Origin of the sequence: Paenibacillus antri (assembly GCF_005765165.1) — a bacterium.
GTDB lineage: Bacteria > Bacillota > Bacilli > Paenibacillales > YIM-B00363 > Paenibacillus_AE > Paenibacillus_AE antri.
This window is the reverse complement of record NZ_VCIW01000014.1, coordinates 139,874-162,598: the sequence shown is the minus strand read 5'-3', so window position 1 is coordinate 162,598 and position 22,725 is coordinate 139,874. Positions and strand designations below refer to the sequence as shown.

Sequence of the window (22,725 nt, the reverse complement as noted above, 5' to 3'; positions counted from 1 at the left end):
ATCCCGCGCCGGCGTTACCCTTGCGCCTTCAATTCTAAAATTGCGTCGCGCAGCTCCGCCGCTCGTTCGAACTGCAGATCCTTCGCCGCTTGCTTCATCTCTTGCTCGAGGCGCTCGATCACCTGCTCGCGGTCCTTCTTCGACATCTTCTCCGTCTTGACGTCCGCGAGGTAATTCGCCTTCGACTCCGCTACCTTCGTCGCTTCGATGACGTCGCGCACCTTCTTGCGGATCGTCTGCGGCGTAATGCCGTGCGCTTCGTTGTGCGCAAGCTGCCTCGTTCGACGGCGTTCCGTCTCCTGCATCGCCTTCGCCATCGAGTCGGTAATCTTGTCGCCGTACATGATGACGCGTCCGTCCGCGTTCCGCGCAGCCCGGCCGATCGTCTGAATGAGCGACCGCTCCGCGCGAAGGAAGCCTTCCTTATCGGCATCGAGAATCGCGACCAGCGACACTTCCGGCAAGTCGAGGCCTTCCCGCAGCAGGTTGATCCCGATGAGGACGTGGAACACGCCGAGGCGCAAGTCCCGCAAAATCTGCATCCGCTCGAGCGTCTTGATGTCCGAATGCAGGTATCGTACCTTGATGCCGATCTCTTTCATATAGTCCGTTAAATCCTCGGACATCTTCTTCGTGAGCGTCGTTACGAGCACGCGCTCGTCCTTCGCGATCCGCTCCCGGATTTCGCCGATCAAGTCGTCGATCTGCCCCTTCGTCGGTCGCACCTCGATGACCGGATCGATGAGACCCGTCGGACGGATGATCTGTTCGACGACCGTCGGGCAGTGTTCCAGCTCGTAAGGTCCCGGCGTCGCCGAAACGAAGATGACCTGCTTGATCTTCTCCTCGAACTCCTCGAACTTCAGCGGACGGTTATCCAGCGCCGACGGAAGACGGAAGCCGTGATCGACGAGCACTTCCTTGCGGGCCCGGTCGCCGTTGTACATGCTTCGCACCTGCGGCACCGAGACGTGCGACTCGTCCATGATGATCAACAAGTCGTCCGGGAAGTAGTCGAACAGCGTGTACGGCGTCGCGCCCCGCGGCCGGAACGTCATCGGACCCGAGTAGTTCTCAATGCCGGAGCAGAAGCCGACCTCGCGCATCATCTCCAAATCGTATCTCGTCCGCTGCTCGAGGCGCTGCGCCTCCAGCAGCTTCCCTTGACCGCGAAGCTCCGCCAGCCGTTCTTCGAGCTCCTGCTCGATGTTGACGAGCGCCCGCTTCATCGATTCCTCGTGCGTCACGAAGTGGGAGGCCGGGTAGATCGCTACATGCTCCCGCTCTCCTACGATCTCGCCCGTCAACACATCGATCTCGGTAATGCGCTCGATCTCGTCGCCGAACAGCTCGACGCGAATCGCCTTCTCGTGCGTCGACGCGGGGAAAATTTCCACGACGTCGCCTCGCACGCGGAACGTGCCGCGGGCGAAGTTGAAGTCGTTCCGTTGATATTGAATGTCGACCAGCTTGTGTAAGATTTCGTTCCTCGACCGCTCCGTCCCGACGCGCAGGCTCAATACGAGATCGCCGTACTCGTTCGGGGAACCGAGGCCGTAAATGCAAGAAACGCTCGCAACGATAATGACGTCGCGGCGTTCGAACAAGGCGCTGGTCGCGGAGTGACGCAGCTTGTCGATCTCCTCGTTCGTGCTGGCGTCCTTCTCGATGAATGTATCGCTTGCGGGTACGTACGCTTCCGGTTGATAATAATCGTAATAGCTGACGAAGTATTCCACGGCGTTGTTCGGGAAAAACTCCTTGAACTCGCTGCACAGCTGCGCCGCGAGCGTCTTGTTGTGCGCCATGACGAGCGTCGGCCGGTTCAGCCGCGCGATCGTGTGCGCGATCGTGAACGTCTTCCCGGTGCCGGTGGCGCCGAGGAGCGTCTGGTACTTTTTCCCGGCGAGAACGCCTTCGACCAGCTGCTCGATCGCTTTCGGCTGATCGCCCTGCGGCGAAAATTCCGATACGAGCTCGAATTTCTTATCTATTGGATTTATCCCGCGCATTCGATCACCAGACCAGTAAGAGAATATTTGTTCCCATTTTTGTCATTATACCATTGTGTCGGTGGGGGTGCAAACCTGTTTGCGTGGTACTATACTCCATTTTACCGTCGAGCTCGGTTCCCGCTCCGTCGGCGGCGTTGGAACCTATATAGACGAGCTGCTCCGGGTCCCGGACCCGAACGTCGGCTGCGTCTGCCTCGTCCCCGAACCCCCGACGGAACCCGCCATGGACTCGAATCTCGTCTATGCCGGATTCTATGATATGGATATCCTCAACCGTCTCGAATTCGACGTCGCCGTCTTTCATTATTACGGGCTCGCTTACTTGGCCGATGACTCGTTCCTGAAGGGACGCCCGCTCGCGTTCGTCGTCCATTCCGTGCCAACGACCGAGCCCTGGAGCTTGCTCGATCCGTATGGGGGCAACCTCGGCATCGCCCGGGCGTTCGAACGATTGTGCGACGCCGCGGAACGGATCGTCTGCGTCTCCGACGCGGAACGCGGGAAGCTGCTGCTGATATACCCCGACCTCGAGCGGAAAACGACCGTCATCCCCAACGGCTTCTCCGCGTTCGGGAATTTTCCGCTCCGTCTCGACGCGGACAGGCGCACGTTCGGCTTTCTCGGCCGAGCCGACGAACGCAAGGGGCTGCGCGAGCTCGTCCGCGCCTTCGCTGACGTCGACGGCCGCTTGCGCATCGCCTGCGGCGACGAGGACCCGGAGTTGCTCCGGGCCATGCGGGACGACATCGAGCGGCTCGAGCTGAAGGATCGCGTCACATGGCTCGGCCGCGTTACGGGCGACGCCGACAAAGCGGCGTTCCTCCGTTCGCTCGACGCGCTCGTCGTCCCTTCCCGCTGGGAGCCGTTCGGCTACGTCGCGTTGGAGGCGCTCCGCGCCGGGGTTCCGCCCCTCGTCGGCAGCCAAGGGGGCATGCTCGAAATCGTCGGGCCGGACTACCCTTACGCATTCGACCCTTCCCGGCCGGACGAGATCGCCGCGTGTATCAGCCGGTTTCAGCGCGACCCGGTCGACGTCGTCCGCGAGGCCGTGCAGCGCGCGAGGAATTACGCAGCGCCGCTCACCGCGGAGCGGATGGCGGCCGCGTATAAGCGGTTGCTGCTGCGCGATGCGCGGTACGCCCCGCTTCCCGCGGCGGACCCGCCGCCGCGAGGCCGCAGGTTTGGCCGAGAGGGCGTGCCGATCTCTCCTGCGGTGGGGAATGCTTCAGCGACACCGAAGCCGGTACGGGCTCCTTTTCCGTACGATCGCTGATCTCTATATTCTTCTTCGAACTCGAGGATGACGAGGATTGATTTCATGCAAAACAGCTAACCCCCATCATTGGGATTAGCTGTTTTCCTTGTTTTATCGAAGGTGCATTCCCGTTAATACACCCACGTCCGACGGAGAGGCTGTTCCACCTGCAACATCCTAACGAGCATTCGCTTCCGCATCGCATGAAGCAACTCTCGGTGCTCCGATTCGTCCGCAAGGTTGAAGTACTGCATCGGGTCCGTGCGCAAGTCGAACAGCGCCTCCTTCCCGTCCGCCTCGCAAAGGTAACGGTGATTCCGCGTCCGGATGCTCTTCCAGCCCCCGAACTCCATGAGCGCCTCCGGCTTGCCGTCGAACGGCTCATTTCGCAGCAGCTTGCGGAACGACGTTCCTTGCAACTCCTGCGGGACCGGGATGCCCGCACATTCTAACAACGTCGGCAACACATCCACCGCTTCCACGAGACCGTCGAATATACGGCCCGGCTCTGCAATCCCTCTCGGCCAACGCACGATGCAAGGCACGCGACTTATACAGTCCTCGCCTGGGTAACCTTTCTGATAACGAAGATGATCGCCCAGATACTCGCCGTGATCGGACGTAAAGACCACAATGGTATTGTCTGCGATGCCAAGCGCTTCCAGCCGATCCATCAGCTTGCCGACGTAATAATCGACCTCGCTGACCATCGCATAGTATCCCTGCTTGACCGATCGAAGCTCCCGATCCGAGAAGTGCGTATCGGTGCGCAACCGGTCAATATGAGGAGGGTAATCGGGCAGCGACAGCTTCTCAGGGTCATACATATCCAAGAAACGCTGCGGCGCCACCCAAGGCGTATGCGGCGAGTAGAAGCCTGCTATGCACATCCAGGTATCGTCCCTATGCTGCTCAAGGAACGCCTCGGTTTGCTCGGCCACGAAGGCCGAATGCGTCACGTCGTCCCGCCCGGGGAACGCCACGGCATGTTTCGGCTCCCGCTCGGGATGCACGATCTCGTCCTTCACCCCCATGATCCGGTACCAATCCTCCGTCGCCGGCGGGAGGCCCAAACTCAGATGCTCCAGTTGGTCGGGAACTTTCGCTCGCACCCATGCCCGATAGGCGTCCTCGTAACAACCCGGTTCGTCCGAAATCTCCAAGTGATCGAAGCCATAGCTCGGATGGATGTCGCGATGATCCCGGTTGGAATGCGGCAGGAAGTGCAGCTTTCCAATGTTCCCTGTTACGTAGCCATAGTTTTTCACCAGCTTCGGCAGCGTCACGACGTTCTCGGGAACGGGAACCGCCATATGCGTGATGCCGAGCGTCGACGGATATTGACCGCTTAAGAAGCTAATGCGACTAGGCATACAAATTGGATTTTGCACAAAATAATGAGTCATATTTACGCCTTTAGCCGCTAACCGATCCAGATTCGGCGTATAAATTTCCGGGTTTCCGTTTGCGCCTAACGCATCCCATCGCTGTTGATCGGTATAAATAAGTAAAATGTTCGGTCTCTTCATGACTTGGAATTCTCCTTCTCAACCTTTCACAGAGCCGATTAGAGCGCCCCTGACGAAATACTATTGAAGTAACTGATATACGCAGAGAATCGGCAAGGTAGATTCCATAATGGTAGCATAATTGCGCGTCGTTGATGCAGTTAATTAGTTTGTTTTTCTCCATTGACTCAAGCCAGCGCGGTTCTTCGCAAACAACAAAAAGCCGTGCCAGGTTCTCCATCCCTGCACGACTTTCGTATTTTACAGTCTCTGTTGGTATACGATCGCGTCGAATATGTTGCCTATAATATTGAACGGAACATCGTCCGTCTCTACATGCCCGTTCGACCAAGTGACCGTAAACCGCATGACGTACGGCCCGTCGGTTAATGTCGCGGCGTGATCCGATTCGACCATCGTTCCCGCGAAATTGACGCGGTCCCCGCCGGTTAACGCCTTCGTATCCCCCGTCGCCGTCAGCTCCGCGACGACCGAAATCGGCTTCGTCGAGCTCGGCCCCGTATTCGTCACGGTCGCACTCAGCACGAGCGCCTCTCCCGCCCAGAAATCCGTGATCGCCCGGGGGCGATCCGGGAATTTCGCGTTATGCGTTTGGCGATACGTCTCCCATTCCGCCGTATGCGAAACCTGACCCGCGATCGTAAGGTCCTGAACCAAAATCGTCTTCGTTCGCTCGCCGAAGGCGCCGTGCGGGTCGGTCGCTCGGAGCCGGACCGTATAGATTCCCTGCATCGCGCCGGGCAACGTAATGTCGGTCGTAGCCCCGCTCAACGTCGTTCCGTCCGGCCTCGTAATCGTCCATACATACGTGAGCGCATCTCCGTCGGGGTCCGACGAAGCATTCACTAGATTCAGATCGTCGTTCTCGTAGACGGCCGCAGGCGTCCAGGTGAAGTCAGCGACCGGCGACCGATTCACGAGGAGCCATCGAATCTCGGACCATGAAGACCATTCGATGCCGTCGAACACCCTGACGCGGGTGCGGAGCTTCTCGCCGAGCGGCAAATCCGTATCGACCAGCCAACTGCCGTTCGCCGACGAGGTGCTCTGATAGGTTTGACCCGAATCCGCATGCATGAGATTGTTCGCTTCGTTGGAGATCTCCACTTCGAAAAACTCGAACACGGTTCCCGGATCCGGATCTGTCTGCGTCCATCGAACGATCGGTCTTGGCGTCGACGACACCGTCGGGCTTGCTTGCGTACCCGTCGGGTACGTCAAGCTCGCGGCGGGCGCATTGTTGATAAAGATCCATGTCTGCGCGGACCACGCGGACCATTCCGTTCCGTCATGCACCCGGACGCGGACGCGCAGCTTCCGGCCAGTCGGCAAATCCGACGTCGAAATCCACGCCCCGGCAGCGTTCGTCGTATGTTGTGCCAGCTCTCCGGAATCCAACACCGTTACCGTATTCGCCTCGTTCGTCACTTGAATCTGGAATCGGGTAAATACCGTTCCGGAATCCTCGTCCGTTTGATTCCACCGTAGTACCGGTCGTCTCGACGTCTCCATGGTCGGGGAAGTCTGTATTCCCGAAGGATACGTCATCGTTGCTACAGGCGGTTTATTTGTCGGAATGACGGTCACACCGACGTTGCCTTCCCATAGCTCAGACCATGCTCCATACTCGTCCATAACCTGATAATAGACCCCATATGTCCCAAGCTCTTCCGGATGCGTTAACTGCCCTTCTACCACGGATCCGCTCGGCGTCACGTAAAAGAATCGTTGATTTTTGATCCCCTTATCCACCGCATAGTTCATCCCCGGCGTATCCGGCGCGGAATAGCTTGAAGCATTTACCCAGCGATCGGGATCGTAGCTGTTCTCCGTTTGGGACCAGCTAACAATGCCGGTCGTCGGATTTTGCAATACGGTCGCTTGAGCGATCGGTCGTCGATGCACGATCATGCTCTGCGAGAACGGATTCGACTTCTTCCGGTATCCCCCGAACACGCTGCTTGGATATGGGTAATTCGGATGCGGATCGTCGTAGGCCGCCAGGTCAATCGTGTACTGCCCTACCTTATCAAAGGTAAGTACGGCGTCATTAAACGTTTGGTTGTGCCGTGCCGAAACGCCTTGATGGTTCATGAATTTCGGCTCATGCTTATACTTCCAGCTGTAGGTTCCCGAGCGGGGGTCGTTTTCAGGATCCATAAAGGTTATATTGTTGTACTCCACCTTTGCATAACCGAGCTCCGGCTCCCAGATCGCATAACCCGTAAGCTTGTACGACTGGTCTTGGATGCCTTTGACGGATACACTCGAGAACGAAACGAAAGACTTATTCGAAAACGGTCCGACGGCCCCGCTTGCGAATTGCTTGTCTTCCACATCCAAAAAGACCGGCACGCCGTTTACATATACGTTTAACTTGCTCCCGGACATTTTTACCTTGAAGTTGTAATTGTTGTTGTCGATAAAGGTCCAGGTAACACTTTGTAATACGGCGCGAGTACCTCCGACATACTTGCTAAGGTACATAGTACTCCCATTCGTTTCTAGGGCGTAACGGTTCCGCGGATCTTGCATACGAAACGAAAACCCTGCAAGTTCCGAATCCATGGTCGCACTGTGCAATTGCAGGGTGAAATTCAGTTCCGCATCGGTGTACGAGTCCGGCGACACGTACTGGCCGAGAACTGTCGGATTGTACACGTTGGGCGCTGTCGATGGAGCGCCTTTTGCGATCCAAAGATATTTCCATACGCCCCCATTGCTTGAACTCGCGGCGTTGCTTGCGTGCCAGTAGTTCACCATGATGCCGTCGCCAAAATACTGACTAAACCCAAGTTTCGTCGTTTCGATCGTGGTCATCCCATTGACGTATGCTTTTTGTCGATAACCATAACCCGGATACGTCTTCTCATTCGACACAAAGACTCCATCACTCGTGAATGTCCCTTTACCGGCCCCATAGTTTCCATATGGGTCGATATGATAGGTCGGGTCGTCGTTATTGGGAATCGGTCCCGTCCATGGATGGACCGTCCCTGTGTCCATGTCCACGACGTCATAAACGTTCGTATATGAGAAAGTAGCCCATACCGCGTAATCCCGCGTAAAAGAGCGTGTGACGAGCTGTCTCGTGATCGGGTTATACGATAGGATCGGGACAGTGTTGGGGTCCATCATATTGAATGTAACACCGTTCAGGCCGCGCAGCTTTGCCTTCCACGCCACAGTGAAATCCGGATTAAACTTGACCAAGTGAACGCCTTGTTTTGGATCGATGGTATATCTCTTGTCGTTAACCTCTTGTCCCGTTTTAGAACATTGGTAGACCATGTACGTGTAGAAGCTTCCGTCTTCTCCGCGCCATAAATCGTACGCTCTGTCCTCCCATTGACACGATGTCACTGTGCTGCCTACAACTGTTCTATAGTAGTCATTGAAGGCATTCGCTTCGGTGCGTTGATACACAATATTGCCGTTCCTGTCGATCTTGTATCCGACTAGCTTGGGTCCTGACGTAAGGGGGAACGAAAGATAACGGGTAAGACCGACCAAATTAAGTGTGTCCCCGGTAGTAAATAAATTAAACTTTTGATCGTAATTATAAGTACGGTACGATTTTTGACGTTTAAAATTTTGCACCGTCTCGGAGGTAAATGGGTGCCTTACGTTTGCTATGAGTTGCCCCGTAAATGCATCAAACGTCTGGATATATAGCCACGTGCCTCCTCCATACGGTTTATACACAGTATCCCCATTATGGTCTGTGGTTTCGTAACTAAGCGCCGGGTGACTCCAGACCGATGCTTGGTAGATCGTTTCTCCGGTTACCTCATACCCCAAAAATTCCACAAGTGTCATCGGCATTGTTGAGGATGATGTTGCCCCCGAATAGTCACCCGCCATAGCTTTAGATGAGTTTTGATACCAAGACCAGCTATTATAAAAATAATGAGTGTATGTTGGGACGTAATCCGCTATTTTTATAGCGAAATCATACGGATTTTGGTCCCAGTCGAACACGAGTTCAAGGAAACCTCCATTATAGACAGTGTTCGAACTGACATTCGGTATCTTACTCTTGTTAAGTGCTAGCAAGCCGTATTTTCTTTCATTTTCCACGTTTTGATCAACAATGGCGTCGAGGAAGATATACTTAGGGTTCGAACGAAGTAGTGTTCGGAACTCCAAAGGCGTTTTCTTCGTTCCTGCAGTAGGGGTCTGATTGGTAACAATCTTTCCCGAAGAATTGTACTCCCCTAAGATAAAACCCGACGTCGTCGGAGCTCCTGCCATGGCTCGGTAGGCTGATTTTCCGTTCGCCCCAAAGCCCCCATCGGGCCATACCGATGCGGACCATGTCGTACAAGACCCGTAAACACAATACTCCATATCCCACGGATATTGGTACTCCGTGTTCCTACCAAAGCCCGCGTATAGTGCACCATCACGCAATCCCCATCCCGAACGATTCGGAATGCCCTTCAATGAATTCGTCTCGTACAAATTCCACGAACTCAGGATTGCATCGGTCTTCAGTGGGATCGGCGGATTCGGATCCGGTTGGTTATTCTCTCCGATGACCTCGAATGAAACCTCGGGCTCCCGGTTCACGACGTCCAGAGTGAGGCTTGATACCGATTGCGAGGAAGTATCTCCACATTTCCCATAATCCTCGCAGGCCCTAGCTTCAAACAAGTACTTGCCGACCCGATTCGGCACAAACGAAAATCCGGACAAGTCTCCGGTCATCGCCGTCCAAGCGTCATCTGCGAAGCCGTTATTGTTTGCGTCATATTTCATTCTGTACGTCATAGAGGCGATGACATCGCCATCCTCGGAGTACGATTGGTTCTGGATCGAGACCGTGTTTCCTCGCACATCGAGGGGAGGGACATTCAGCTTCCCTATCGGCGGCTTATCCGGAATGACGGTAAGCGTATGAAGAGCCGGCTGCAGCGATTTCAATCCCCCGCTATCGTAAACGTGCAGCTGAATGATCTCGGTTCCAGGCGTTTTATAGGAGCTTTTTAGATTCGTCCACTCGTCCCTCGAATGGTCGATCGTCCGTCCGACAGGCGAGTAGCTGCTTGCCGAGCTGAACGGCGACGGCAGCGGCCGTCCTTCCTTTACCTGAGACGGTCCCGTAATGACGGCTACCGGATTCGGAGGAATAACCTCGATCGTCGCGCTCGCCGTAAACTGGGCCCCGAACTGGTCCGTCATCGTCGCGCGGACGGTATGAGTGCCCGGCATGTCCATCACAATCCCGCTTAGATGGTCGTCGAGCGGCTGATACCCATACTTCCCTGGGAGAGACTCCGTCCATGCGTTGTTTGAGAAGTCCCACCCTGTGATGGAAAAGCTGTCCCCATCCGGATCGCTCGGCGAAGGCGGAATTGTGTCAGGCGTCTCAATGATGCGGACCATCATGTGTGAGCCCTGAATGATTCGGATGACGTTCGACTTACTTGTCCAATCCCCGTTGGCAAACCACCCGAGCTTAAAGAATGGCGGATTGTTTGCGGCCGGCCCGAGAATCGTGAGCGTCTTCGTCGCGATCCAACCGCTTTCACAGGTCGTTCCTTTTATTTTGATAGATATTTGATGCGATCCAACCCCAATAGCGAAAGGGTAGCTCCCGTAGTTATAAGTGGAGGTAGTATTCTGGCCGGAAACTGGCGGAAGTGTCCCCTTGCCTTCAAACCGGTATTCGTGAGAGACATATGTACATCCGTTTGTTCCAACGATGTTCTTTGGTTTTAGACCGAAGGGATCGCGGTAGTTGATCGTCGAAGGCAGAATATCGAAGTCCCCGGTAATGTCTGCAACTGGCGGAGGGTCCGTGGGGGTACCTCCCCCTCCCGCGACGAAAACGCTGAAGGTGCGATAAATCTGAAAGTCCTTTCCATCGGCCGTCCCGTTCCTTCTCCAAGTCACCGTGATGTTTGCAGTACCTGCGCTTTTCCCTGTGATTTTACCGCTTGCTGGGTCCACCGAAGCAACAGTGCTATTGTCGCTACTCCACGTTGTCGTCGCAGAGTTGTTGTTCACGTCCACCGGTCCACTGCTCGGCTGATACCCCGTCGTAGTTACCGTTACCGTCGAATTGGACGTCTGCCCTACTGTGAGAGTATTATCCGCCGTAGACGCGTTGAGCGTTTTTGTTTGATGGATCTCCCCATACCATACAATGTCCATTGGGATTTCGTATCTAACTGCTCTTTTTATTTTCCCTGTTGAGGTTACAATAGCCTCTTCGTTGCTAAAAGGATTATTCGCGGAAAAATTAGGACCTCCTACAGTTACATCCACCGTAACTGTCTGTCCATCTGATGAGACGGATGGTAGTCCATGACCTGTATATGCAGAACCAGTCCGGTAAGAAGGTTTGCTAACTCTCGGGATAACCCCGGTAACTTGATCAGTAGGATAAGGGTTACCAGATAAGTCTAAAAATGAGTCTGTTGGTTTGTATGGCCCCATTGGCAAAACAAACGGTTTCCGAAACGCCTCCGGGTAATCATAAGTTGCACTAGCATCACTAACATAATTTACCTCTTGCTCCCCTGGCCCGTAGTTGACATTAAAGTTTCGGTTATTGAGCTGAGTAAATTCCGCATAAGGAAAGGGTTGTTCTGGATTTTCTACTTCGATAATTAACTTTTGCATGTTCGGCGCAAGACCAGGTGGATCTAAATATGGCGCATCCAACTCAGGAAGTAATGCTGCCTCTGCCTCAGGAACGTCGATGGACGGGACTAAGGAGATTAGGAAACTGAATATCAGAAGGGAACTAAGTAATTTATTACTTGGTTTTCTACCCATACCGTTTACTCCTTCTCAATAACAAATCCGCCTGTTTTGTTATCACTGGTCGTAATACTCATTGAAAGTCCGTAGGTAATAGTATGGGAACTCCAAAAACGAGTCGTAACACCTTTTTTCAACATAGGATTCCCTTCGCTTGCATGAATGGCCATGTACCCATATACCTTTGGTAAATTATGTCTCACTGAGGAACCGGCAAGAGAAATTGATTCCGCAAACGTACTCGAGTCTACATCTCGATTGAATGTAGCAGTTACCTCAGAAAAGTACTGATAGACATCCCTGGACATACCAAATTCTTTCATTTGATCATCCAGGAACATGTTAACGTAAATACTAGTCATTCTTGGGTCTATAACAATGAAGCGATTCACCTTCACGTCACCTAATTCACGCTTTACCACAAGACTTTTATTAAATAAGGTGTATACTGGGGACTCTTTTCTATCAAATCCATTCAACCATCTTAACTCACCCGCCACGTTCCCAATCGTCGCTAAGTTCGTGCCGGTCGTACCAACCTCCCGGAGTTCATTTAGCGCCCTATACGTATCCGCCTTCGTCCCCTCCACCCCTAGGTACCGTTCAAGCAGCACAACAACCTCTGCTCGCGTCGTTGTCCGATCAGGGCCGAAGGAGCCATCCGGGAAGCCCCCGACAAGCCCGGTACCGCGCGACACTGCAATGTACGGAATATCCGACTCCTTAAACTTCCCAGGGAAGTACTCTGTAAACGGCAAGATCGTCTCCCTCGTATCTCGCAGCGCGTCAACAAAGCTCGAGTCCGCCTTCGCCAAGCCGCTGACCAACCACTTCACCATTTCCGCGCGAGTGAGCGCCTGATCCGGGGCGAACGTCTTCCCGAAGTCTGAAGTATGGATGAATCCCATACCGATCCCCCGATTAATCGCATCTACGGCCCAATGTGTCGAGGCGACATCCTCGAACGGCTCAACCGCCCCGGCATCGCTCAATTCGGACGCTCGTGTCATAATCGCTAAGAACTCAGCCCTCGACACATTCGCGTCCGGCTTAAAGGTTCCATCGGGGTACCCGCTTACAAACCCGGCCTTCACCGCGGATTCAATATTTGCCTTTGCCCAATGACCGGCAATATCGGAAAAGGGCTCCGCAGCCGCCGTTCCCGATGCCGGGAACAGAATCCCAACAAGCGACAAGCTCAGCAGCGCAGCAGTTAACATTTTCTTCATCATCGATCTCCCCCGTTCGAATTCCCACTCGAAAATGAACAAAAAAAGGACCGCAAACAAGGGGTTCGCCCCTGTAAGCACGGTCCTTCCGGCTTTTATATCGTTGGGTATGATTTCCTCTTATTATATAAATTGATGCGGTCGTTGACAATCCTTCGATTCAAAAATCCCGCAACCAATGGGCATGGGGATCGCGGAAACGGTAGGTTAGGAAGGGACGTCCGCGCAATAACTGCTGAAATGCAGCTATTTAGACGCCAAAATTCATCTTTTGAGCGTTTAACTGCGTTTCTGCAGTAATTTTCTCCTCTACCACACGTCCCCTAACGAAATACCTGCATTTTTGCAGGCATTGTGAACTACCGAGTGTTTTTGCCCAAGAATACATGTACTTTTACAGTTGAATGGGGACTCAACCCTTGGAACATGGGGGCAGCGAAGCTTCCCAATGAAAAAAAGGCCGCCCCGACGTTACGAGAACGGCCTGAGCCTCTTACGAATCGTGCGACTTCCGAATGTCCCGAATCGAAGCCTCGTGATCGATCGACTTGATCGATAGCAGTTCTAGGATCCGCTCATGCCGAGTCTGCGTCTCTTTGATTTCGGCGATGTCGCCTTTCATTACCGCAACATCCGCCTTAAGTACGGCAACATCCGTCTTAAGTACGGCAACGTCCGCTTTTAATATGTCAACATCGGCTCTCAATACGGCAACATCCGACTTCAACACATCAATGTCCGCTTTCATCACTTTAATGTCGCTCTTGATGCTTTTAATGTCCGCGCCCATTTCGTCCAGTCTTCCCAAGATCGCGGTCAGGAGCTGGTTCGTCTCGTCCATTACCGACACCCCCCGAAACTCGTAATGATAGTATACCACAACCCTCCCGCCGCTACATGGCCCATTCCCGCTCTGCTTCCCAACGGTTGCTCGAGCTTATGGCGCAAACCACGCGTTCGCTGACGTACTTCCGGGCGAAATCGAGTTCAATGTCCGTGATCCGCACGGTCATATACCCTAGCGAATCCAAAGCCTCGCTCTGTTCCGAAAACAACTCGTATTCCTCCAAAGAGAGGTTCAGCCTGGCGGCATAGTGATTCAACACCTCGAAGACGATCGGCTTGCGGTCCCTCCGTAGATACGAGAAGTATTGCACATATCCGACCTCTCGCCTCCCGTCCAACGGACAGCCGCAATGCAAATACCGAAAATCATAGTCGAACATCGGTCCCCATACCGATTCCAAAAAGTTCTCCGCCGCATACGACAGGCCATCGGCCCAACCCTTGCCTTCCAGTACGTTCCGGCACTTCTTCAAGTATGCCTCCAGCTTCTTCGCCTTCCCCGCATCCAACCGCTCCATACCAACCGTTCCTCCCTCGCGAAAACGCAAAAAAGCCCCGACCAGCCGTTTCCGGCCGTCGAGGCATGCTTTGCCATCGCACAAAGTGTTTTCATTATTTCCCAATATATCACAGCGATAGAAGACAGACAAGCCCTTAAATCAACACATGTTGTTGTGCGTGAAAGCTCTTAAAGGCAACACTGGGAATATCGGATTCCGTCGACTCCGCAAGCGAATCGAACGGTCCCCCTTCCCGGGCGATGCAAGTGACTGTTATAACGACCGAATCGCCCGGGAATAAGCTCTCGTACGCACCGTCGGCCACCGCCCAATACCGATCGCCCGCCACTTCTGGATACACATGCAATGCCACAGTAGTTCCCTCGTTCGCCACCCGATAGCGGCGCGTTCGTTCGGCTGCGCCCTTGCCGCCGCTCCATTCCTCAAGCGCCCCCACGTCCAGACGTGCCCCGTCCAACTGCAATGCAGGCGCATAAACAGCCTCCTCGCGCGTGGAGAATACATATAGGTTCGAAGAGACTTCAGCATCGGATCGTTGTGCCCTTCCCTTCAGTCGGACGAAGAACAGCTCCTCTTCGAGGGGAGGAACGTCGAACTCGAGAGCCCCGATCTCGAGCGCATGATCCTCCTTGGTAACACCCTCATACTGTTTCTCGTAAATCACCCGCCCTCGCGCATCCAACACCTCGGCAGTCACCGAAACCGCTGACGAACCCCCGGCGCGGTGCACATAGACGCCTCCCTCGAACCGCTCTCCGGGACGATAATCCAGTCTCCTGTAGTCCAAAGAGACGTGATCCGGCGAAAATGCCTTCCTAGCAAAGTGATAAGCCATCTTCGTCTCGCCGTAGTAATCGACCAAGTTCGTACAGGATATGTTCGGCCATGGCTCATTCAGCTGCCAGATGATGCTTCCGCTATTGCGGAATTTCCTTCTCCGGTTCGCCTCTAGTATGAATCGCAGCCCCTCCGCCTGCATCCATTGGCTGCACTCCACGAAGGTGTCTAAATCAGAAACGGAGCCGAACATGCGCAGATTTCGGGCATACGTGTCCCACCACTCGCCGCGATGGCGCCAAGTCAAGCTGTCCTCCATGGAGGTCGGCGCCAGATGCTCCTTGCTTAGAAACTTGCGCAAGCTCTTTGTCGCGCTGGCCCCGTCGACGCCGAACTCGCTGTGAAACAGATTGTCGGCTTCCCCATAGAGCTCGTAATGGTTTGGATTGCCCTCGTATTTCCACCACCCGTGAACGTCATGGCTGACGCCTTTCTTGCGGGTGATATGCTCCACCGGGCCCGAGGCCGATGTCGGCAGGAACAGCCGCTGCGGATCGTGCGTCTCGACCAGGCGCCCCAGCATCGCCAAATTTTCGTCCTCTGCGGTCGAAGGGACCCTGACATCGCTCATCAGCTCGTTGCCGCCGCTCCAAACGGTTAGGGACGTATAATTCCGGCGGTCACACAGCGCCGCGACGGCGGTTCGCTCCAGCAGCTCGAGGAACTCGGGTCTCTTGGAAGGGATATTATCGACGCCGGAGCTCGACTGGATAAACTCCTGCCAAACCATGATTCCATACCGGTCGCATAGTTCGTAAAACTCCGGCTTCTCGATGATGCCGCCGCCCCAGATGCGAATCATATTGACGTTCGCGAACTTCGCCAAACGAACGATCCAGTCGTATCGCTTCAGACCGATATTCCCGTACAGGTGATCAAGAGGCGTCAGATTTACGCCTTTAATGTAGACCTTCTTTCCGTTCACGACGAAGGTGTAAGGCAGCGCATCCTCCGGACTGCCTTCGTTCTTTTCATACCGGAGGCTGCGAATCCCAACCTTGTACGACTTCTCGTCCAACGTCGCGGCACCGTCCGTCAACGTCAAGCGAACCTCGTACAGGGGCTGATCGCCAAAGCCGTTGGGATACCACAGCTCCGGGGACGGTACCCGGAAACGAACCTCCACAGCGTCGGACACCGCCGCCGTCTCCCGTCCGATCAACTCTCCCTGTGGAGTGGTCAACGTCACCGTACATGCGGCCGGTCGATTCGGCCCCCCCGACTTCGACTCGACGCTTGCCGAGACCGAGACGATGCCCTCCCCGTCTTCCACATCGGTACGGATATAAGCGGGACCGATGCTGTGCGAGGAGTGAACCCGCAGCACGACGTCATCCCATAGCCCCAAATTGACGAGCCGCGTGGAGAAGTCCCACTTGTAATTGAACCGGCTCTTCTGCGTGAACGTCATCGATGTCTTGCCGATTTGCCCCATCTCGTCGGGGGCATGCGCAAGCACGATGATCAGCTCGACGGTGTCCCTGGATGTTAGAATCTCCGTCACGTCGAACACGGCCGGATGATACATCCCTCTATGCTCTCCGAGCCTAATCCCGTTCATATAGACGAACGCTTCATAGTCGAGGCCCTTGCATACGAGTTCTACCTTTTCCCCGGTACATGCCGGTTTCGGAAATTCGGTTTTATATACCCACCATCGATTCTCCACCCATTCGGAGTGCAGGCTGTTTCGATCGATATACGGATTGTCGATCAAGCCCGCCCGGAAGAGATCGTAATGAACGCCTCCTGGAACCGTAGCCGGGATCCAATCCGTTACTCCCAACAGCTCCATACCGGTTTCCATACTATTTCGCAGCATCGGCACCCAAGGCCAAAACCCCTTCAGCCTCCATTCCATCGTTCGCAACGAAATGTCCATGCTCATCCCTTTTCCCACACCCTATCTGCCGGTCTTGAATTATTTCCTGATGCTCGTGCGATATTCGTTCGGCGACATCTTCGTTAGGTTCTTAAACACCCTGCGGAAGGTCTGCTCCGTGTATCCGACGTGTTCCGCAATGCGATAAATCGGCTCATCCGTTTGCTCCAACTGTTTTTTCGCCTCTTCAACCTTGATTTGCGCGACGTATTGCACGAAATTTTGCCCGGTCTCCTTGCGGAATAAGCGGCTGAGATACGACGGGTTCAGGTTGACTTGTTCCGCTACCAGCTGTAAGGAATGGTCTTGATTCAGCGTCCTCGATATATAGCTTTTAACAGCATCAATCACTTGCTTTCCTTTGCTTTCATTCTCGTGATCGATGATTGCGAAGCAATAGGCAAACCAGGTGTCCCGGAACCACTGCTCGATCTCGGTAAGAAATTGGGCCGACAGAATGATCTCATGCCCGTTCTGGTTGATTAAGTCGGACATCGCTTCCTTAGAATATTGATAAAATCCTTGAATTGTAGCACTGTAAAGCATTAATAGAATTTTCCGATATACCGCGTCCGAATAGTTGCAGGCGCGAATGAGATCGACGAATACGTTAAATCCGCGTTCCACTTCTTCCCGGTTTCCGCTGCGGAGATCCTTTACGATCTGCTCGCTGATATCGAACGGGTAATCGAATCGGCCGCTGTCTTGCTTGACCTCATGGAAGTCCAAGATCGGTTCGTCCTCGCGAATAATCCGGTATTGCAGCGCTTCCTTCGCTTCCAAATACGATTCGCGCAGCTCATGCATGACCGGCCGAATGCCGCCCAACCCAAGAGTAATCGGAAATTTAAGATACGTTTCGATCGACTGAATCAACGACTGCGCAAGCTGCTTCGCCATCTGGCGCGCTTGCTCGTCCTTCATATCCCGAGGGAAGTACACCAGGAGTACGGATTGGTACGCCTCCGGCCTATGGAACGAGTCCCCTTCCAAATAACTGTGGGAGATCAACTCCTCGAAGATGTTCGCGATGGCCATGTGGACCAACGCTTCGTCTTTCGCTTCGAAGCTCCGATATTTCGAGAAATCGCCGGGATCGACGACGAGCGCGACGCACTTATGGTCATGGGGTAGATGATGCCGCTTCATGAGCGCCTCCGCCTCTTCTTTGGCGTGAGCATAATACCCCCCAAGCAACGAGATCAGGAAGGCTTCCCTTAACTCCGGCGCGCTCCTCTGCAAATCTTCCTTCAGGTTGTTCCATCGGGAGCGGAGCCACGCCCATTCGTCCTTCTTCTGGTCCTCAGGGGTATAGTTTTCATCTTGCAGCCATTGACGAATCGGAGCATATAGACGCTTCGAGTTAAAATAGATCAACACCGCGCCGGCCCCGATGGCTAGGAGGCTGACTAAGACGGTGATCCCGACAATATCCGCGGTAAAGGCGGACTGGCTGCTTAAAGGAACCATCAACGCCGTATACCATCCTGTGCGTTCGGACTGCACGTATTGGGTAGATAAATCCGCTTTCGCATCGTTACGAATATCGTAAACACGGGGGTTGCCCCGGATCCAATCAAGACCGGCCTCGGTCTGGGCGCCTTCGACTTCCCCTTGCGTCCTAGCGAGGATCGGCTTGAACGTAACGTCTAAGAAATATACGTCTGCCGATTCGATAAAGTCGATATCCCGCAAGATGCCGGCGAATGCCCTCTGATGAAGATGAATCGATAAATACGCCTTCGGGCTTTCCGACATGGCGGGTAAGGCGACTGTGTGCGTAACGACCTGAAAGCCGCTTCCCGTTTGATACATCCACTCCCCGACCGGCCCATGCTTCGGAAAATCCGACACCCATGATGCATCCGATTTTTTAATGTATCGATCGTTGAAGAGCGTCGTTTCGCTGTCTACGAAGTATAGAGACACACCGTAGCTGTCTTGGATCGATTGAGTCAGCGTCGACAGCTTCCCCTGGACGTCGATCAACAGTTGGGGACCTATCGCCGCGCCATTCATATTCGCAGCCTGGGTAATATCCGAATCGAACACTAGCGCATACAACGCATTCCGGGCGGTCTCCAGCCGCTCGTCGACACGGGATTGCAGTTGTCCCAACATATCGAACCGGGCCTGATCGTTTTGCCCCTCCATATTGCTCACGGTAATCCGATAGCTGAAGAAGGAGATGAGCATGATCGGAACGACGACGGATACCAATCCCAGCCCAATTAATTTATAAAAATACCGTCTTGAGATTCGCGTCTCCAATCGTTGTCGAAGCTTCCGAAGCATAACTCTCACCTTATCCGCGCGTAGTTTCATTCTTTACTAAGGATATCCTTTACGCCGCGAAAATGCATTTCGAAGCGGTTCTCCCCTCCACCCCTCCGGAACACGCGCGAAAGAGGAAGCCTCGATGGTCCTCGAGGGCTCCCTCCCGTCCGCTGGGCGCGGTCTTTCTTCTGCCTTATTGCGGGTTCGCCAAGTCGTACTGCGCTTTAAATTCCTTCATCATTTGTTGAACGGTCGGATTCGCCTTCATCTGCTCGACGAATGTATCCCACTCCTCCAAGCTGATTGCCCCGGTCGTCACTTTAATGATCGTGGCGTCCAAATCTTTGAAGACGTCGTTGTAACGGCTCGAGAACGTATCGGAGATGAGAATCTCGAACGGATTTGCAGTAGACAGCTCAATGTGATTATCGATGCTTTCGATCAACTGTTCCTCCAGCTCGGCCGCAAACCCGTTCTTCGTTACGTCGTTGTACGGACGATATTTATTTACGAACACGATCGTGCCTTGCCCCGCTTCTTCATCCTTCAGCTTGATCTGCGCATCCGACGCTGTCGCCTTCTGACCTTCTAAGCTGTCGTAGTGGACGCCCTGAATGCCGAAGTTCATCAGATTGTTAACTTCATCCGTTGCCGTTTGATCCAAGTAAGCCAAGATGTCGGGAACCTTCGCTTTATCCACGCTGGTCGGAATCAACCACATGCCATAGTAACCTAATTGCGTCTTTCCGGTGTACCCATTCGGGCCTTGTATCGGGTTCAAAGGCATAAAGCTGGCATTCGGATCCTTCTTCTGAACCTCTACCGTCAATTCGCCCGCGTTGTGCAGCCCCGCGCTCTGCGCACCGGCGATGCCGTTGGTCAGCATATCCTTGGTGTCGCTGCCCTTCATCAAGAAATATTCTTTCGGCATGACGTCTTTCGCATACAATTCATTCAAGTAAACCAGGTAATCTCGATACCCCGGAGTCATCCACTCCAAGAGCATCATATCCCCTTCGATCTGCGGCTCTTGAACGCCGAAGGCGCCGAGCAGGCCGTATCCCCTTCCGACCAAACCGAACGTGTCCTTCTGGCCGTTGCCGTCCGGATCGCCTTCGCGGAACGCAATCAGCAATTCTTTCAGCTCATCCAGCGTCGTCGGCTCTTTCAGATTCAGCTTCTCCATCCAGTCCTTCCGAATCATGAAGTCCTGTGCGTTCAATCCTACAGGACTCGGAACGCCATAGACTTTCCCGTTAATCTTCGAGTTATTCCAAATCAACTCCGGAATCTGCTGCAGATTCGGGTATTGCGACAGATCGAACTCGCTCAAATCGTAGAAGGCCCCTTGATTAATCGCTTTCACCAACGTCGGCGCCTTACTATTGAACGCATGGACTAATTCCGGAAGCTCGTTCGCCGCCATCACCAGGTTCAGGTTTTGATCGTAATTGGACACGGGAACGACCGTAATGTTCAAATCCGTATTTGTGAGTTCTTCCAGCTTGTTGAAGATGGCGCTCTTCTCGATATCCACCGGAGGCTGGCCCCATACTCCAGTCAGCATGGTGATGGACGTAGGCCCTTTCTTCTCCGGCGCCGGCGTCTCGGCAGCCGGTGTTTCGGCCGGCGCTGTCGATTGCGTGCCCCCATTGCTGCTGCAAGCGGTGACAAGAACAAGCGTGGAAGCTAATAAGATTGCGGATACTTTTTTCGTGCTCATTCGTTCTTCCCCCTTATAATGGCTTATTTTTATTTTCCGGGGCGGATCCGGGATTACCCCTTCACCGACCCCAACAATACCCCTTTGGCGAAATGCTTCTGCAGGAACGGATACACGAGCAGAATCGGAATCATCACCAGCACCAGCGAAGCCATCTTGATCGTCTCCGACGGGGGCTGCACCTGCCGCACATCATCGAAGTTGGCCGAGGACCCGAGGTCCGTGTTCGATTCAATAATCATCTGTGAGAGGAATACCTGCAGCGGCCATTTCTTCGGATCTTGGATATAGAATATCCCCGACAGATAGGTGTTCCACAGCCCGACAGCGAAGAACAAGGAGAACGCCGCGATCACGGGCTTGGACAAGGGCAAGATCACTTTTTGGAAAATGGTAAGGTCATTCGCCCCGTCGATATAAGCCGCTTCTTCCAAGCTGCTTGGGATGCTCCGGTAGAAGGACCGGACGACAAACAGCGACCATGGGTTGGTGAGACCCGGTAAAATTAACGCCCACAGCGAGTTCATAAGACCCAGCTCGCGTACCAGCAGGTATCCCGGCACCATGCCGGCATGAAAGAACATCATGAACAGCACCATGTAGGTGAATAGCTTCCAGCCAGGCATGTCATTCTTGGTCAGCACGTATGCGAAGGTCATCGTGACGAACAAGTTAAGCACCGTTCCGACGACGGTAATAAACAGCGTGGCTTTGACGGAATTCCATAGCTGACCGGTGCCGAGCACGAACTTATAAGAGTCTAATGAAAACTCTTTAGGAAGCAGGATAAATTCGCCTTGGACATAGGTGGCCGGATCCGTCAGCGATACAGAAAATACGTATAGAAACGGAAACAGCATGGATAACGAAATCAAGGTTAAAGCGATGTAATTGATGATGTCTCCGTATTGCAATCTCCCTTGTTTCATCGCCCTCCTCCTTATCAATACAATCCTTCTTCCCCGAACTTCTTGGAGAGGAAATTCGCTCCCGCTACAAGGATCAAGCCCGCAACCGACTTGAACAGACCGACTGCGATACTATAGCTGAAATTCCCGCTGAGAATCCCCTGCCGATACACATAGGTATCGAAGACGTCTCCGATGCTTTGCACCATCGGGTTCAGCATCAGCAAGATTTGTTCGAAGCCTACATTCAGAATATCGCCTGTTCTCAGGATCAATAGAATAACGATCGTCGAACGAATCGCAGGGAGCGTCACATGCCAGATTTTGCGCAGTCTGCCGGCGCCGTCTACCGTAGCCGCTTCATATAACTGGGGATCGACGCCTGCAATCGCGGCCAGGAAGATGATCGTTCCCCAACCGACTTCCTTCCAGATCGTCTGCCCTACCAGCAGGCCGTAGAAGTACAACGTGTCCGATAAGAACGGAATTTTCTCCAGTCCGACGCTCGCCAACGCTTTATTCACGAAGCCGATATCCAAGGAGAAAAATAAAAAGGTAAAGCTGACTACGATGACCCACGACAAGAAGTGAGGCAAGTACACAACCGTCTGCGTAATTCTCTTGAAGGCTTCGGTGCGTACCTCGTTAATCATGAGCGCCAAAATAATAGGTGCGGGAAACGACAACAGCAGGTTCAGCACGCTAATGGTTAATGTGTTCCGAAGCAGCGGCCAAAAATCACCGTAACTAAAAAATGTCCTGAAGTTTTCAAACCCGACCCATTCGCTTCCCCAGAATCCTCTATAGGGATTGTAGTCCTGAAACGCCAGCAGGATCCCCCACATCGGCGCATACTGGAATATCAAAAAGTACAGAAGCCCGGGAACGGCTAACAGATACATCCATCGATATCGAATCATGCGCTTCCCTAA

12 protein-coding genes are annotated in these 22,725 nt (G+C 53.7%); 1 reads left to right on the top strand and 11 read right to left on the bottom strand.

Annotated features, from left to right (window positions below; genetic code table 11):
* Nucleotides 1–14: 14 nt before the first annotated feature.
* A complete protein-coding gene (uvrB, locus tag FE782_RS19870; RefSeq protein WP_138195987.1) occupies nt 15–2,012 on the bottom strand; it encodes an excinuclease ABC subunit UvrB in 1,998 nt (665 codons plus the stop codon).
* Nucleotides 2,013–2,091: 79 nt separating this feature from the next.
* Here uvrB and FE782_RS19865 point away from each other — a divergent pair, with 79 nt between their 5' ends.
* Complete coding sequence (locus tag FE782_RS19865) at nt 2,092–3,288, top strand: glycosyltransferase family 4 protein (RefSeq protein WP_138195986.1); 1,197 nt, start codon at nt 2,092–2,094, stop codon at nt 3,286–3,288.
* Nucleotides 3,289–3,401: 113 nt separating this feature from the next.
* On the opposite strand, the gene FE782_RS19860 is transcribed toward FE782_RS19865, so the two are convergent.
* The 10 genes from FE782_RS19860 to FE782_RS19815 all read right to left on the bottom strand — a co-directional run bounded on the left by FE782_RS19860 (nt 3,402) and on the right by FE782_RS19815 (nt 22,713).
* Nucleotides 3,402–4,799: a sulfatase family protein gene (locus FE782_RS19860; RefSeq protein WP_138195985.1), complete on the bottom strand. Its 1,398-nt coding sequence runs from the start codon at nt 4,797–4,799 to the stop codon at nt 3,402–3,404.
* 240 nt (nt 4,800–5,039) lie between these two features.
* A complete protein-coding gene (locus FE782_RS19855; protein ID WP_138195984.1) occupies nt 5,040–11,585 on the bottom strand; it encodes a glycoside hydrolase family 78 protein in 6,546 nt (2,181 codons plus the stop codon).
* 5 nt (nt 11,586–11,590) lie between these two features.
* Entirely contained in the window at nt 11,591–12,802 is a 1,212-nt protein-coding gene (locus FE782_RS19850) for an S-layer homology domain-containing protein (RefSeq protein WP_138195983.1), read from the bottom strand.
* A gap of 490 nt (nt 12,803–13,292) precedes the next feature.
* On the bottom strand, nt 13,293–13,640 hold the full coding sequence (locus tag FE782_RS19845) for a hypothetical protein (RefSeq protein WP_138195982.1): 348 nt from the start codon (nt 13,638–13,640) through the stop codon (nt 13,293–13,295).
* A gap of 52 nt (nt 13,641–13,692) precedes the next feature.
* Nucleotides 13,693–14,163, bottom strand: coding sequence for a hypothetical protein (locus FE782_RS19840; RefSeq protein WP_138195981.1), 471 nt, complete (start codon nt 14,161–14,163; stop codon nt 13,693–13,695).
* Nucleotides 14,164–14,299: 136 nt separating this feature from the next.
* Entirely contained in the window at nt 14,300–16,885 is a 2,586-nt protein-coding gene (locus FE782_RS19835; RefSeq protein ID WP_158299472.1) for a glycoside hydrolase family 2 protein, read from the bottom strand.
* 39 nt (nt 16,886–16,924) lie between these two features.
* Nucleotides 16,925–19,210, bottom strand: a complete 2,286-nt coding sequence (locus FE782_RS19830; protein WP_138195979.1) for a helix-turn-helix domain-containing protein — start codon at nt 19,208–19,210, stop codon at nt 16,925–16,927.
* Between the two features lie 145 nt (nt 19,211–19,355).
* On the bottom strand, nt 19,356–20,885 hold the full coding sequence (locus tag FE782_RS19825) for a type 2 periplasmic-binding domain-containing protein (protein WP_138195978.1): 1,530 nt from the start codon (nt 20,883–20,885) through the stop codon (nt 19,356–19,358).
* A 53-nt stretch (nt 20,886–20,938) separates the two neighbouring features.
* Nucleotides 20,939–21,814, bottom strand: a complete 876-nt coding sequence (locus FE782_RS19820) for a carbohydrate ABC transporter permease (RefSeq protein ID WP_138195977.1) — start codon at nt 21,812–21,814, stop codon at nt 20,939–20,941.
* A 14-nt stretch (nt 21,815–21,828) separates the two neighbouring features.
* On the bottom strand, nt 21,829–22,713 hold the full coding sequence (locus tag FE782_RS19815) for an ABC transporter permease (protein ID WP_138195976.1): 885 nt from the start codon (nt 22,711–22,713) through the stop codon (nt 21,829–21,831).
* Nucleotides 22,714–22,725: the final 12 nt, after the last annotated feature.